The sequence below is a fragment of the Micromonospora violae genome (genome assembly GCF_004217135.1).
GTDB classification, from domain to species: Bacteria; Actinomycetota; Actinomycetes; order Mycobacteriales; family Micromonosporaceae; genus Micromonospora; species Micromonospora violae.
The window spans coordinates 2,580,730-2,595,163 of record NZ_SHKK01000001.1; the positions used below are offsets into that span (position 1 = coordinate 2,580,730).

General features: G+C 72.4%; 12 protein-coding genes. 9 read left to right on the forward strand and 3 right to left on the reverse strand.

The genetic code is table 11. The features are described 5' to 3' along the window. Positions 1 to 109: 109 nt before the first annotated feature. The 7 genes from EV382_RS11650 to EV382_RS11680 all read left to right on the forward strand — a co-directional run bounded on the left by EV382_RS11650 (position 110) and on the right by EV382_RS11680 (position 9,514). The gene (locus EV382_RS11650; protein WP_130401584.1) at positions 110 to 1,369 is read left to right on the forward strand and encodes an Hsp70 family protein; all 1,260 of its coding nucleotides are present in this window, start codon (positions 110 to 112) and stop codon (positions 1,367 to 1,369) included. A 6-nt stretch (positions 1,370 to 1,375) separates the two neighbouring features. Next, on the forward strand, positions 1,376 to 3,940 hold the full coding sequence (locus EV382_RS11655; protein WP_208758376.1) for a LuxR C-terminal-related transcriptional regulator: 2,565 nt from the start codon (positions 1,376 to 1,378) through the stop codon (positions 3,938 to 3,940). After that, on the forward strand, positions 3,937 to 5,889 hold the full coding sequence (locus EV382_RS11660) for a nitrate- and nitrite sensing domain-containing protein (protein WP_130401585.1): 1,953 nt from the start codon (positions 3,937 to 3,939) through the stop codon (positions 5,887 to 5,889). Before EV382_RS11655 ends, EV382_RS11660 begins: the two co-directional genes overlap by 4 nt. Continuing rightward, the gene (locus EV382_RS11665; RefSeq protein ID WP_130401586.1) at positions 5,886 to 6,335 is read left to right on the forward strand and encodes a roadblock/LC7 domain-containing protein; all 450 of its coding nucleotides are present in this window, start codon (positions 5,886 to 5,888) and stop codon (positions 6,333 to 6,335) included. The genes EV382_RS11660 and EV382_RS11665 overlap by 4 nt, the downstream gene beginning before the upstream one ends. Further along, positions 6,313 to 6,693, forward strand: a complete 381-nt coding sequence (locus tag EV382_RS11670; RefSeq protein WP_130401587.1) for a DUF742 domain-containing protein — start codon at positions 6,313 to 6,315, stop codon at positions 6,691 to 6,693. The genes EV382_RS11665 and EV382_RS11670 overlap by 23 nt, the downstream gene beginning before the upstream one ends. A gap of 74 nt (positions 6,694 to 6,767) precedes the next feature. Further along, positions 6,768 to 7,502, forward strand: a complete 735-nt coding sequence (locus tag EV382_RS11675; protein WP_165435766.1) for a cellulose binding domain-containing protein — start codon at positions 6,768 to 6,770, stop codon at positions 7,500 to 7,502. 95 nt (positions 7,503 to 7,597) lie between these two features. Beyond that, positions 7,598 to 9,514 (forward strand): glycerophosphodiester phosphodiesterase, encoded by a 1,917-nt coding sequence (locus EV382_RS11680; RefSeq protein ID WP_130401589.1) that lies wholly within the window; start codon positions 7,598 to 7,600, stop codon positions 9,512 to 9,514. 59 nt (positions 9,515 to 9,573) lie between these two features. Here EV382_RS11680 and EV382_RS11685 read toward each other — a convergent pair whose 3' ends face one another. From EV382_RS11685 to EV382_RS11695, 3 genes are all read right to left on the reverse strand, one after another. Further along, entirely contained in the window at positions 9,574 to 10,161 is a 588-nt protein-coding gene (locus EV382_RS11685) for a hypothetical protein (RefSeq protein WP_130401590.1), read from the reverse strand. 124 nt (positions 10,162 to 10,285) lie between these two features. Beyond that, positions 10,286 to 10,807, reverse strand: coding sequence for an SLATT domain-containing protein (locus EV382_RS11690; RefSeq protein ID WP_165435767.1), 522 nt, complete (start codon positions 10,805 to 10,807; stop codon positions 10,286 to 10,288). A gap of 28 nt (positions 10,808 to 10,835) precedes the next feature. Beyond that, positions 10,836 to 11,603, reverse strand: a complete 768-nt coding sequence (locus EV382_RS11695) for a glycerophosphodiester phosphodiesterase family protein (RefSeq protein WP_165435768.1) — start codon at positions 11,601 to 11,603, stop codon at positions 10,836 to 10,838. 112 nt (positions 11,604 to 11,715) lie between these two features. On the opposite strand from EV382_RS11695, the gene EV382_RS11700 reads away from it, so the two are divergent. Both EV382_RS11700 and helR read left to right on the forward strand, forming a co-directional pair. Next, positions 11,716 to 12,096, forward strand: a complete 381-nt coding sequence (locus EV382_RS11700) for a YccF domain-containing protein (protein WP_208758377.1) — start codon at positions 11,716 to 11,718, stop codon at positions 12,094 to 12,096. A gap of 168 nt (positions 12,097 to 12,264) precedes the next feature. Then, a complete protein-coding gene (gene helR, locus EV382_RS11705; protein WP_244236937.1) occupies positions 12,265 to 14,433 on the forward strand; it encodes an RNA polymerase recycling motor ATPase HelR in 2,169 nt (722 codons plus the stop codon). Position 14,434: the final 1 nt, after the last annotated feature.

The window sequence follows — 14,434 nt, forward strand, 5'->3', positions numbered from 1 at the left end:
TGATCTCTGGTACGAACGTAGGAGCCCGCGGGGTTCGCCGGGGGTGGGTCGTCGGGCCGCCGACGCCATCGCCATCGACCGGCCGACTCACGGGGGAGAGACAGAGACGATGCCGTACGTCCTGGGGATAGACATCGGGAGCAGCAACACGGCCGCCGCCGTCGCGCGACGACGCGGCACCACCTGGACCCGTCCCGAGGCCGTCCCACTGAGCGCCGGCTCACCTCTGCTGCCCTCGGTGTTGTCCCTGGCGGAGGACGGCGCACTGCATGTCGGCGACCCCGCAACGGACGACGGCAGCCGCACCACCCGGGATTTCGTCCACCGGATCGGCGACGACGTGCCGGTGCTGCTCGGCGGCGAGCCGTGCGCGCCGCAGACACTGACCGCCGAACTCGCGGCGTGGGTGGTGGAACGGGTCCACGCTCTGGAGGGCGAGGCGGCCGAGGCGATCGTGCTCAGCCACCCGGCGGGGTGGCGCCCCTACCGACGGGAGGTGCTGCACCGGGCACTGTCGGACCTCGGCCTACGGCACGTGACATTGCTGCCCCGCACGGTCACGGTCGCCGAGAGCCACGCCGCCCGCGGGTTCGCGGGCAGCACGGCCGTGGTGTACGCCCTGGGGGGCAACAGTTTCGAGGCGGCTCTGGTGCGTCGCACCCCGCGCGGCACCTACGAGACGTTCGGCACCCCGCAGGGTCTCGACTCGATCGGCGGCGCCGACTTCGACGAGGCGCTGGCCGAGCATTCGCGTACCGTGCTGGCCCGGGAGTTGGCCGCGACCGGACGTCGCGGGGCCCAGGCGGCGCTGCGCGGGCTGCGCGCGGAGTGTGACCGGGTCAAGCGGGTGCTGACCGTCGACCTCACCGCCGACGTGGTGCTGACCCTGCCGAGCGGCCCGGCCCGGGTGCCGGTGACCCGGGCACAGTTCGAGGCCATGATCCGCCCGACGGTGCAGGCCACCGTCGACCTGCTGCTCCGGGCCGTGCGCAGTGCCGACCTGGCTCCGGCACAACTCGACGGCGTCCTGCTGGCCGGCGGCTCCACCCGGGTCCCGCTGGTGACCGAGCTGATCAGCGCGGCCCTCCCGGTGCCCGTCGAGGTGGAGCCGGACGCACAGTTGACCGCCGCCACCGGGGCGGCGATGGCCGCCTGCCAGGTGGTGTCACCACGCCCTCGCCAGCCGGCGTCGGCCCCCGTTCCCGCCCCGGTCAGCGGCGCCGGGCGGGCCACCATCCCGGCACCACGCCGCCCCCAGCACACGGTTGCGGGCGACCCGCCGCCCCGGCCCCCGGTCCGGGTCCTCCCACTGGAACTGCCGAAGCCGTCCCGCCTGGCGCTGGCCCGTGGCCGCGGACGCGAAGGATAACCCCAAATGATCATGAATGACCTCGCCGCGCCGGCGCTGACCCTGGGCAAGGGGTCGCGGGCGTTACTGGACTCGGTCGCGCAGGATCCGAGCGGCCCACTGACCGTCGGCATCAGCGGCCCGGCCGGTCACGGAAAGACCGCGCTCCTCGCCGAACTGGAGCGCATTCACCAGCGCGCCGGGGTCGCCGTCCGCACGGCCGCCCCGGAGCCCGGTGAGCCGGTCGACCCCGACACGGCGGTGCTGGTCGACGACGCGCACCTGCTCGACGACGCGCGGATCGGGGCGCTGCTGCGTCTGGTTGCCAACCGTCGACACCGGGTGGTGGTCGCCCACCGCCCGTGGCCACGGTCGGCGGCGTTCAGCGAGCTGGTCGACACCCTGCGACGCGACGGGCAGGCCGTGGCGCTCACGCCGTTCACGCGGGAGCAGACCGCCGCCTACCTCGCCGCCACACCCGCGCTGGGCCGCCCCGCCGACCTGGTCGACTTCGTCCACACCCAGACCGCCGGTGTGCCCCGTGATGTCGAACGGCTGGCCCGTGGCCTGGCCGGCGCGGAGGCCTGGCCCGGTGCGCTGGTCGACCCACCCCGGTCCGTCCTCCTCGACTTCGGCCCGGACCTGGACGTTCAACCCACCGCGGCACGACGCCTGCTGCTCGCTGTCGCCGCCGGCGGGGCGCTGCCGGTCAGCATGCTGGGCACGCTGCTGGGCCGGGACCCGGCCGAGGTGGACGAGCTGATCGCCGTGACCAGGGCGGCCGGGCTGCTCGGCGCCGACGGCCGGCTCGCGCCGATCGTCCGGCGGGCCGTCGTCATGCTCAGCCCCACCACCGAACGGACGGCGGTCTGGCGCCAGCTCACCGAGTTGCAGCTCGCCCGGGGTGGCGCGGTGCTGCCGCTGGTCCGCTCCCTGCTCGCGGTCGGCGCGCTCGGCGACTGCCCCGCCGCGACGCTGGCCGCCGCGGCGGACGAGGCGCTGCCCGACGAGCCGGCCTTCGCCGCCGAACTGTTCGCTGCGGCCACGGCCGCTGGACGTCCGCCCAACGCCCAGCAGGCGCTCGCCGCCGCGCTCGCCGGTGACCTCGACGACGCGCTTCGGCTGGCGGACCGGCTGCTGGGCACGGCCGCTCCCGCGGACCGCTGCGCGGCGGCGGTGGTCGCCGCCACCGCCCTGGCCCACCGTGGCCACGTCGGTCGCAGCGTCGAGCTGTTCCGGTGGTCGGGCACCGCGTCGGCGGCGGCGTTCGCCGTCGTCGGCGGGCTCGCCACCGGCGACCTGGCCGCCGGCACGGAGTCACCGGCGGGCGACCCGACGGGCGACCCGCCCACCCTGCATGCCAGCGCCGCCCGGCTGATGGCCAGCGGCGTCCGGGAGAGCGTGACCGGCCCGCCGACCGCCGCGCTCTCCGCGCTCGTGCAGGCCGCCGCGCTGCTGGAGCCGGACGGACGGGCGGTGCTGCTGCCGGACAGCCCGGCGGCCCTCGCCGCGCTGACCGCGGTGCACTGCGGTGAGCTGGAGATCGCCGAGCGGGTGCTGCACCGCGCCCTGGGCGCCGGTGTCGGCGGCCCGCTGATGGCCCGCCGTCACCGACTGTTGCAGGCCTGGATCCTGATGGTCCGGGGCGAGATCCACGCCGCCGCCGAACGCCTCGCCACCGTGACCCTCGACGGACGGCAACTGGAGTCACGCGACCAACTCTTCGCCGCCGCGATCCGGATGGGCATCGGTCGGCGCAACAGTGACCTCGGGGCGCTCAAGCGGGGGTGGGGGCAGGCGCTGGAGGCCGTGGTACGCCACCCTGTCGACCTGTTCACCCTGCTGCCGCTGGGTGAACTGGCCATCGCGGGCGCCCGGCTGGGTGACCTGGCCCGGTTGGAGCCGTACCTGCACCAGGGTCGTGCGCTGCTCGATCGTCTCGGCAACCCACCACTGTGGAGCGTGCCGCTGCACTGGAGCGGCCTGCACGCGGCCATCCTGACCGGCGAGCCGACGGTCGCCGACGAGCACGTCACGGCGTTGCTCGCCGCCGCAGGCCACAGCCGGTACGCGGCCGTGGTCGCCGCCGCCGCCGAGAGCTGGGTCGAGGTGCTCCGGGGAGTCGTCGACCCGACCCGGGTGGAGGCGGCCGCGCGCGGGCTGCACGACACCGGGCTGTGCTGGGACGGAGCCCGCCTCGCCGGTCAGGCCGCCATCCGCACCGCGGACCGGCGGGCGATGACCACCCTGCTGGAGTGCGCCCGGGCGTTGCAGGGGCGGCCCTCCGGCGGAAACGGTGGGCAGACACCGACAGCCGGGGCGGGCACCACACGGGCGGCCGGCCCCGCTCAGCACGGGCTCAGCGACCGTGAGTACGAGGTTGCCGAGCTGGTGCTGGCCGGGTTGACCTACCGGGAGATCGGCGACCGGCTCTTCATCTCGGCCAAGACCGTCGAACACCACGTGGCACGGATGCGCAACCGGCTGAACTGCGCCAACCGCGCCGAGCTGCTGGCCCTGCTGCGCACCCTCGTCGCCGACCGCGCCAACGACACCGCCGGGCAACCGTGGCCGCAGCGGGCGAGCCGATGACCCGCAACGACGTCCGGCTGATCCGGACCAGACTGGTCGTGCTGTCCGCCGTGCTGATCACGCTCTGGTCGTACGCGGCCTACCTGTCCAGTCAGGACGCCGTCGACCTGCTGCGGGTCCGGACGCTGGCGGACACGCTGGGCCAGCCCATCGACCGCCTGATCCTGAGCCTGCAGACCGAACGCCGGATCGCCGCCGAGACGATCGCCGGGGCGGGCCGAACGACCCCCGAGCTGGTCGACGCCCGGCACGGCACCGACCGGGCCGCCGCCGAGATCCGCGCGTTCACGAAGGGCCGCGACCTGCGGCTACTCAGCGCCGGCACCGTCCGTGACCGCGCCGGCGAGCTGGTCCGACGCCTCGACGGCCTGGGCACGATCCGGTCCCAGGTGGACACCGGGCGGCTGGACCAGGCCGGGGCGATCAACGGGTACGACGAGGTCATCGACGTGGCGTTCCGGGTGTACGGCCCGGAGTGGGGCGCGTACGAGAGCGGGTTGGCCGCCGACACCCGTGCGGTGATCGCGCTGGCCCGCGCCCGGGAGGTGCTGGCCCAGGAGGACACCCTGGTCAGCGCGGCCCTGACCGGCGCGCAGTTCGGCGTCGACGAGCGCCGTCAGCTGAGCACACTCGTCAGCATCCAGCGGTATACGCGCGCCGAGGCGGCGGCCGGGCTTCCCGCTGCCGACCAGGACCAGCACCAGCGCGTGGCGACCGGCCCGGAGTTCGCGGCGCTGCTCGCCCTGGAGGACCGGTTGCTGGTCGAGGCGGGCGCTGCCAACGCCGAGGCCGGTCTCACCGTCCAGGCCTGGCGGACCGCGGCGGACGCCGCCCTCGGGGCGCTACAGACACTGGTGACGGCAACGGCCCGCAGCAGCGTCGAGCGGGCCACACCCGGTGCCGCGGTGCTCATCGTGCGCACCGGGGCCGTGGTGGGGCTCGGTCTCATCGTCGTGCTCGTGCTCCTGCTGAGCTGGGCGGGCACGGTCCGCCGCCTGACCGACGAGCTGACCAGGCCAGCCGCCAACCCTCCGGTTCCGGCGCAAGACTCTTCGGCGGCCACGCCGGACGCTCCGACGCCCGCGGGTAACGCCGGGCCGGGCCTGTTCCTGGAGTTGACCCGACGCAACCAGGTCCTGCTGCGCGACCAACTCAGCCTGCTCGACGGGATGCAACGTCGGGAGCGGTCCACCGAGGAGACCGGCGAGCTGTTTCAGCTCGACCACCTCACCACCCGGGTCCGCCGCAACGTGGAAAAACTGATCTCCCTGGCCGGCGCGACGCCGGCCCGGCGCTGGCGACGCCCGGTGCCACTGCTCGACGTCGCGCGCGGCGCCGCCGCCGAGGTGCCGGACTACCACCGTGTCCTGATCGCGCCGCACTGGCCGTGGTCGCTCGCGGGGCCGGCCGTCACGGACGTCATCCACCTGCTCGCGGAGCTGATCGAGAACGCGCTGACCTTCTCCGGTGCGGACACCACCGTCCGGGTCAGCGGCGAACAGCGACCGCAGGGGTGCGCCGTCCTCGTCGTCGACGACGGGCCCGGCCTGGACGCCGTCACGCTGGCCGAGGCGAACCACCTGCTCGGCAACCCACCACCGGACGGTCCGCCCGCAGGCGCCGCCGGGTGGTACGCCGCCGCCGTCCTGGCCGGCCGCTGCGGCGCCCACGTCTCGCTGCGCCCCAGCCAGCGCGGTGGGACGGCCGCCATCGTGCTCCTTCCCGCCCGGCTGGTCACGGTCACCGAGACCGACCCCACCCCGGCCAGCGCACCACCCGACACCTCGTACCCACCACCTGGCACCGGCACCGACCTGCCCGACCTCAGCGGCGACGGCGCGCTGCCGACGCGGGTCCGGCACACCGGGCCGACCGGCCCGGAGCCCCGCAGGACCAGCCTCGACACGGTCGAGTTGCCCGTCGCGAAAACAGCAAGGAGACATCAATGACGTCTGCAGTGGTCACCAAGGACGGCCTGACCGACGCCCTGAACAGCCTGGTCGACCGGGTGCACGGCGCGGAGTTCGCCGTGGTGCTCTCGCCGGACGGGCTGCCGCTGGGCGGCTCCCGGCGGGTCGGCGAGAAGCTGGCCGAGCAGATCTCCGGCGTGGTCGCCGGCCTGATCGCGTTGGGGCTGGCCGCCACCCGGACCTGCGACGCGGGTCAGCTGCGCCAGGTCGTGGTGCAGATGTCACGGGCGTTCCTGTTCATCGCCACCATCCCGAACGGGACCATCCTCACCGTGCGGATCGCCGGTGACGACGTCGAGGTCGGGGACATGGCGTACGAGGTGGCGCTCTTCGTGGGGCAGGCCGAGCAACACCTGCCGATCACTCTGGGACCGGCCTCCTCGGTGACGATCGGGGACACTGGTGCACACCAGCGGCACCACTGACGAGGCGTGGTACGACGACGACGCGGGCCCGGTCGCCCGGCCCTACACGATGACCGGGGGGCGCACCGCGCCCGTACGCGGCCAGTTCGACCTGATCTCGCTGGTCGTCGCCCGGCGGGGAGTCACGCCTCCCACACCGCTCTTCCCCGAACAGGCACGGATCGTCGAGCTGTGTCACCATCCAGTGTCGGTGGCTGAGGTCGGTGCCGAGTTGGATCTTCCACTGGGGACGGTCCGGGTGCTGCTCGGTGACCTGCTCGCGGTGGGCCTGATCGAGACGCACGAGCCGCCGATGCTGTCGGAACTGCCGACCGAGGATCTGCTTAAGGCGATACTCGTCGGGCTTCGCGCGCTGTGACCGGGCTGCTGCCACCCGCGACCCGGACGGATCGCGGGCGCGCGCCCGGCGACGAACTGAAGGAGAGACACGCAGTGCCGGCAACACCACCCCAGCCACGCCGTACCGTGGCGATCATCCTGCTGGATCGGGTCGTGGCCCTCGTCACGGCCACCCGGCGGGTGCTCACCGGTCGGGAGGACGTCTCGCGGGCCACCTGGGTGGCCGTCATCGCGGCGCTCGGCGTGCTGGTGGCGACGGCTGTGTCCGTCGTCGGGGTGCTGCGGACACCGGAGAAGCTGACCCCGGTGACTCTCGACCCGCCGCCCTCCGTGGAGGTCGGCACGTCGCCGCCCGATACGCCCCGGGCGCAGGCACGACCGGTGTCCACCAGCGCGGCGGTGCCCGCTCCCCCACCCGCCTCGGCCTCCTCGGTCCCGTCGGCTGACGGGTCGTCGACCAGGCCCACGCCGACCGGGGCGAGCGCCGACCCCACCCCGGCGGCCCTGGGCGCCGACTTCGCCATCACGGACAACGCCCTGCTCAGCTATGGCGCGACGGTGACGATCAGCAATCCCGGTGCGGTACCGGCGGCGCGGTGGACGCTGGTCGTCACCCTGCCCCGGGAGTCCCTGGGGGTCATCGGGGTCGAGGGGGCGAAGGCCAGCCGCGACGGTGCGGTGTGGACGTTCGTGCCGGACGGGACCACCGCTGAGGTCCCCGGCAACGCCGCGGTCCGGGTGACGTTCCGGGTCAATGGCTCGTTGACCGGTTCCGCGCCCAGGGCGTGCACGATCGACGGGGCAGCCTGCTCCGGCCTGGCGAACTGATCCGTCGGGGGGACGCGCACGGTACACCCGGCGTTCCGGCGGCAGCCATGCTTGATTGATCATGAGTTCGGGCGCGCTTCCTACCGTTTCCGACCATGACTGTCCTACCCGTACCACCGTCGCGTCGCCGCGCCGGCTCGCGCCTCGGTGGCCTGCGTACCCGGGCCGCCGCCTCCGTCGCCGCCCTCGCCGTCACCGGCGCTGCCGTCGCGGTCGCCGTGGCGACCTCGTCGCCCGCCACCGCCGAGCCGGGCCGCGTCGTGGTCTCGGAGAACTTCTCGGCCGGGTCGCTGCCCGCCGGTTGGAACGCGGTCGACGGCACCTGGAAGGTCGAGAACGGCCGACTGTACGGAACCTCCGCCAGCTCCAGCGAGAACAACAAGATCACCTTCGGTCGGCACCTGAACGACTTCCGCCTTGAGGCGACCATGCGCTTCGAGTCGGTCTCGGCCGCCACCCGGTGGACCTCGCTCGGCATCGACGTCCCCGCCAACGGCGCGACCCCCTGGTGGATCGCCACCATGCGCAGTGGCACCACCGCCGCCAACGGGCTCGAATTCGCCCAGCGGACCACGACCGACGCCTGGGTCGTGACCAACACCGCCTCCGCCCCGTCCGCCGCCGGCACCGGCCGGGACGTTCGCATCGCGGTCGAGGTGCACGGCAACCAGGCTCGCTGGATCTTCGACGGCCGGGAGGCGATGCGGACGAGCAGCCTGCAACGCTCCGCCGACGGCGTCCAGGGGCTGTTCGTCAACGGCGCGACCGTGTCGTACGACGACGTCACCGTCACCGAGCTGGCACCGAACGGCTACCTCCGCCCCGAGGGCAGCCCGTTCACCGTGATCGCCCACCGGGGCGCGTCCGCCGCGGCACCGGAGAACACCCTCGTCGCCCAGGAGATCGCCCGTAAGGGCGGTGCCGACTGGATCGAGAACGATGTGCAGCCGAGCAAGGACGGCATCCCGTTCATCCTGCACGACGGCACCGTGGACCGGACCACCGACGGCACCGGCAACATCCGGGACCTGACCGCCGCGCAGATCAAGGCACTCGACGCCGGCTCCTGGTTCGGCCCACAGTACGTGGGCTTGCGGGTGCCCACCCTCGCCGAGCAGCTCGCCGACCTGCGCACCCGAGGCGGCAACCTGCTCGTGGAGATCAAGGGCAAGCACACCCGGGACGAGGTCGCCACGATCATCCAGGTGATCCGCGACGAGCAGATGATGGGCCGGGTCTTCATCCAGAGCTTCGAGGTCGACGCCCTGAAGTACACCTACGAGATCGCCCCCGAGCTGCCGCTCGGCCTGCTCCGCAGCACCCTCGACGCCGACCCGGTGGCGATCGCGAAGGAGCTGCACCTGACGGCGTACAACCCGGACGGCAACGCGCTGCTGGCCAAGCCGGAGGTCATCGCCCCGCTGCACGCCGCCGGGGTCGCCGTGATGGCCTGGACGATGGACTCCGCCGGGCTGTGGCAGCGGTTGGAGCGCATCGGCACCGACGCGATCATCACCAACCGCGCCGCCGAGCTGGTCGGCTGGAACTCGGCATTCGTGCAGCGGGCCCCGGCCGACCCGACCGTGCAGATCACCTCGCCGGTCAACGGGGCTCGGCTGGACCGGGCGCAGTCCCCGGTGATCGCCGTCGCCGCGACCAACGCGGACACCGTCACGGTCACGCTGGACGGTAAGAAGTCAGCCGCCGGGCGCAAGCTCGACCTGGCCAAGCTGACCGCCGGCCAGCACACCATCTCCGCGTCGGTGACCGGGCCGGAGGGCACCGCCACCGCGAGCAGCACCTTCACCGTGACGGTGAGCCAGGCCGGCCTCGGCTACCTGATCCTCACCTCGGGCGCCGATCCGGCCGCCGTCACCGCGATGACCACCAAGCTGGCCCACGCCCAGTACCCCCAGCTGGCGTCCTACGTCGACCGGGAGGCCGGCAAGCTGGTGCCGGCCGAGGTCGCCAGCGTCATCGCCGCCGACGCCCGTACCCTCGCCTTGAAGTAGGAACCTCCGATCGCGGCGCTGGCCTCCGAGGTCGTCGGAGGCCAGCGCCGCGTCCGTTCTCAGTGGACGGCGATCGGTGCGTCGGTCTGCTGCCGCAGCAGGGGCAGCGCCGGGGCCAGCGCCAGCGCCATGCACAACCCGCCGACGGGGAGCAGGTCGAGGGTGACCGCCGGCAGCACGATGCCGACGAGGAGCAGCGGCACACTCCACCACGGCAGCCGCCGTCGAGCGGCGAGCATGCCCGCGAGAACGAGCAGGCCGACAAAGAAGAGCTGGGGTACGACGTCGTAGAAGGCCACCGCCACGCCGGGGATGTCCTTGAAGTCCGCGCCGAGCCTCGACATCTCCGCCCGGTCGTCGGCCAGCAGCCCCTCCACGATGTCCGCGCCGAACTGCACCATCGTCGCGGCGAGGCCGACCAACGTGGCGGCCACCACCCCGGTGCGCCACGGACTGCGCGGCAGCAGGCGGGACAGCGCGAGCACCCCCGGGACGAAGCACACCATGCCGGCGAGGGCGACCAGGTGCGCGGCCTGCCAGTCGAACCCGGGGCCGTACACCCCGTCGGACTTCCCCCACAGGCGGATCAGGCCGTAGGCCCCGATGCCGACCGGTCCGGCGATCACGTAGAGCGCAGCGCGTTTCATGCCAGCCATCATGTGACCGCCGACGCCGGCCGGGCTCCGGGAGTCTCCCTCGGGCCCCCCTGGGTTTCGTCTCAGGTCTGCCACCGAGCAACCCTGAGACCCCGGCCAGCCCCACCACCGCCGGTCAGGGGCGGAACGGCTGACCCGTCAGCGCGGATTCCTCCGGGAAGGCCAACGAGCTGAAGAACTTCTCCGTCTCGGCACTGCGGATGCCTTCGATTTTCGCCAACAGCGCCTCTGTCGCCGCGTAGGCGCGCTGCTCCCGTTCGGCCGGATCAGCGGTCGCCTCGGCGCGACCGAAAGCGAGTCTCCACTGGTTACTCGCCTCGATGAGCCCGAAATGGGTACGCCGCAACAGCGCCCACATCTGATCCCACTGATAAAAGGTGCGCAGCGCGGTGGCCGTGGCGATGACCACGCCCGACACCGCGATTACCAGATTCTTGCCCGGGTAGCTGAAACCGGCGAGCAGTGGCAGCGACGCACTGACCACGATGACCAGGATGCCGGTGAACCGGAACAGTCGACGGTGCCATTTCGCCCGCCAGTCGTAATGGTCTCTGAGCTTCTTGACGCTGTCTTCGGCCAACGCACGGTAGACCTGCAACGGATCGCCGGGAGCCCCGTTCTGCGACTCGGCGAGCAACCCGCTCTGTCCTTGGTCAACAGACACGTCACGATGCTAGATGCTGCCCATGCGACGGTCTATAGCCGGAGAATACGATGTTGTCCGAGTATTGACGGGCGAACATCTCCCGCTCCGGTGAGGCGACCGGCCAGGCAATCACCGGAACACCCCGTCGACGCCACCACGCCGTCAGCCCGGACGGAAATCCGTCCACCTCGTAGGCCAGAAAATCGGGCCTGGTGACCAGGTTGCTGACCATACTGCGGCCCACCACCCGGGTCAGCGGCCCGGCGGTGCGCAGCAGCCCGCAGATGCGCCCCACCGGCACGCGGCGCTGCGACGGCAGCTTGCGCACCGCGATCCGCAGCGCCGCCACCAGTAACGGGTCGAAGGATTCGACGGCGTACCGCCCCGGGTAGTCGGCCGTCAGCCGCAGCACCTCGTCGACGAGGTCGAAGTTGAGGTTGAGCGTCGGCCGTTTCAGCTCGATCAGCAGGGGCACCCGTCCGGCGACCAGGTCCAGCACCTGCGACAGCGTGGGAATCTGCTGGTCGGTGCCCTCCAAGCGGAGCCGTTCCCGATCGGTCGGGGTCAGCTCCGCGGTGGCGATCGCCGCACCGGTGAGCGCTGTCAACTCGTAGTCGTGGACGACGACGAGTTCGCCGGAGCGGGTGAGCTGCACGTCCAGTTCGCAGGCGTAGCCCGCGGCGGCGGCCGCCTCGAACGCCGCGAGCGAGTTGGCGGGTCGATTGTGGCCGGTCAGCCCGCGGTGCGCGATCGGGGTGTCGAGCAGCCAATGGTCCTCGGACGACACACGATCCTCCTGAGCTTCCGAGAACGGGCTACCGGGCCTCGGAGCACGACGTGGAAGGGTTTTCGCGTACCCTACAGGCCATCCAGTGGCGAGCATGTTCCATGCTGGAGCGGTGATTCGCTTCGTACTGAATGTGTTGTGGCTCGTCTTCGGCGGTGGCATCGTCCTGGCCGCCGGCTACGGCATCGCCGCGCTGATCTGCTTCCTACTGGTCGTCACCATCCCGTTCGGCGTCGCGTCGCTGCGCCTCGCGGTCTACTCGCTGTGGCCCTTCGGTCGCACCCTGGTGCCCAAGCCAGGCGCGGGCGTCGGCTCCGGGCTGGCGAACATTCTCTGGGTGGTGCTGGCCGGATGGTGGCTCGCGCTCTCCCACATCCTCGCCGGCATCGCCCTCTGCGTCACGATCATCGGGATCCCGTTCGGCATCGCCAACTTCAAGCTCGTCCCGGCCGCGTTCTGGCCGCTCGGCCGCGAGGTCGTCGACGCACCGTGACGGCACTGCGCGGCGGTCGGCAACGAAAAACGGGAGACCCCTGGTCTCCCGCCACTTCTAACTTATAGCGCACTGGGGGGCTTGCCGCAAGACCCGGTTTATGACGCAGAATCGTCGGCCGAAGCCAGATTCGGTCGAAATGGAAGTCATGAATTGGATTCTCTGCCTATCTCCGTGTTCGAACTCCCCGATCACCTCTCCCCCAAGGCCGACCCGGCGCTCATCGCCCACGACGAGCGGCACTTCGCGGCCCTGGGGCAGAGCCTCGCGCACCTGAGCACCGACCTGTCCGAACGCCTCGACACCGCACGCCGGGCACCCGGCGGCAAGGGCCGGCAGGCCGTCGACCGGGACGAGGAGGTACGCCGGTTGACGGCCCGCCTGCGCTCGCTGAGCCGCTACGGGCTGGACCTGTGCCTGGGCCACATGGTCGAGGCGGGCAACCCCGAGCCGATCTACGTGGGACGTCGCGGCCTCACCGACACCACGGGTCGGCGGCTGCTGCTCGACTGGCGCTCACCCGCTGCCGAGCCGTTCTTCGGCGCGACCCACGCCAACCCGATGGGCCTGACGAGCCGCCGCCGGTACCGGTGGACCCGCGGCAAGATCAGCGACTACTGGGACGAGGTGTTCACCCCGGACGGGCTCGTGGGGCACGCCGCCGCGCTCGACGACCAGTCCGCGTTCATCGCCAGCCTGGGCAGCGCCCGGTCGACCCGGATGCGCGACGTGCTCAGCACCATCCAGGCCGACCAGGACGCCATCATCCGGGCCGGATCGGCCGGCGCCCTCGTCGTCGACGGCGGTCCGGGCACCGGGAAGACCGTCGTCGCCCTGCACCGCACCGCGTACCTGCTCTACTCCGACCCGCGCCTCAACCAGCGCCGGGGTGGGGTGCTCTTCGTCGGGCCGCACCAGCCCTACCTGGCCTACGTCGCCGACGTTCTGCCCAGCCTCGGCGAGGAGGACGTACAGACCTGCACAGTGCGCGACCTGGTCCCCGAGGGGGCAGCGGCACTCGTCGACAGCGACCCGGAGGTGGCCCGGCTGAAGTCCTCGGCCGACCTGGTCCGGGCGATCGACGCGGCCGTCCGGTTCTACGAGGACCCGCCGGTCGCCCCGATGACGGTCACGGTCGGCGACTCCGACGTCCGGCTGAGCGCCGACGACTGGGCCGACGCGTTCCAGGCGCCGGGCCCCGGCACCCCCCACAACGAGGCACGCGAGGAGATCTGGGAAGAGCTGATCACGATCCTCACCGGCAGGTACGACGGTGACGAACCGGACGACGTGCTCCGTGCCTCGCTGCTGCGTAACCGGGAGCTGCGGGCGACGGTCAACCGTGCCTGGCCCCTGCTCGACCCGGCAGACATCGTCGGTGACCTGTGGTCGGTGCCGGCGTACCTGCGCCGCTGCGCGCCGTGGCTCACCCCGGCGGAGGTCCGCACGCTGCAACGCGACGAGCCCCGGGCCTGGACGGTGTCCGACCTGCCGCTGCTGGATGCCGCCCGGCAGCGGCTCGGCGACCCGGAGAGGTCGCGGCGCAGCCGTCGGCACGACCCCACCGCCGCCATGGAGCGCGAGCACATGGCCCGGGTGGTCGACGAACTGCTCGCGGCCGACGCCTACGACGACGGCGAGGGCCTGCTGACGATGCTGCGCCAACCCGACCTGCGTGACGTCCTGGCCGACGATTCCGCCCTGCCGGACGCCGATCCGGACCTGCTCGCCGGCCCGTTCGCGCACATCGTCGTGGACGAGGCGCAGGAGCTGACCGACGCCCAGTGGCAGATGCTGTTGGCGCGCTGCCCGTCGCGCAGCTTCACCATCGTGGGCGACCGCGCCCAGGCCCGGCACGGGTTCACCGAGTCGTGGCAGGAACGCCTCAAGCGGGTCGGGCTCGACCGGGTCACCCTGGCCGCACTGAACATCAACTACCGGACGCCCGAGGAGGTCATGGCGGCGGCCGAGCCGATCATCCGGGCCGTGCTCCCCGACGCCAACGTGCCGACCTCCATCCGCAGCAACGGGCTCCCCGTCGTGCACGGATTGGTCGCCGACCTGGACTCGATCCTCGACACCTGGCTCGCCGCACACAACGACGGGATCGCCTGCGTGATCGGCGACCCGAACTTCCCGGCCACGGACCGGGTCCGGTCACTGAGCCCAGAGCAGGCGAAGGGCCTCGAATTCGACCTGGTCGTGCTCATCGACCCGGAGACGTTCGGCACCGGCATCGAGGGTGCGGTCGACCGTTACGTCGCGATGACCCGGGCCACCCAACAACTCGTGCTGTTGACGAGCACCTCCACGCCAGAGGTGCGGGGGCGATGTTGAC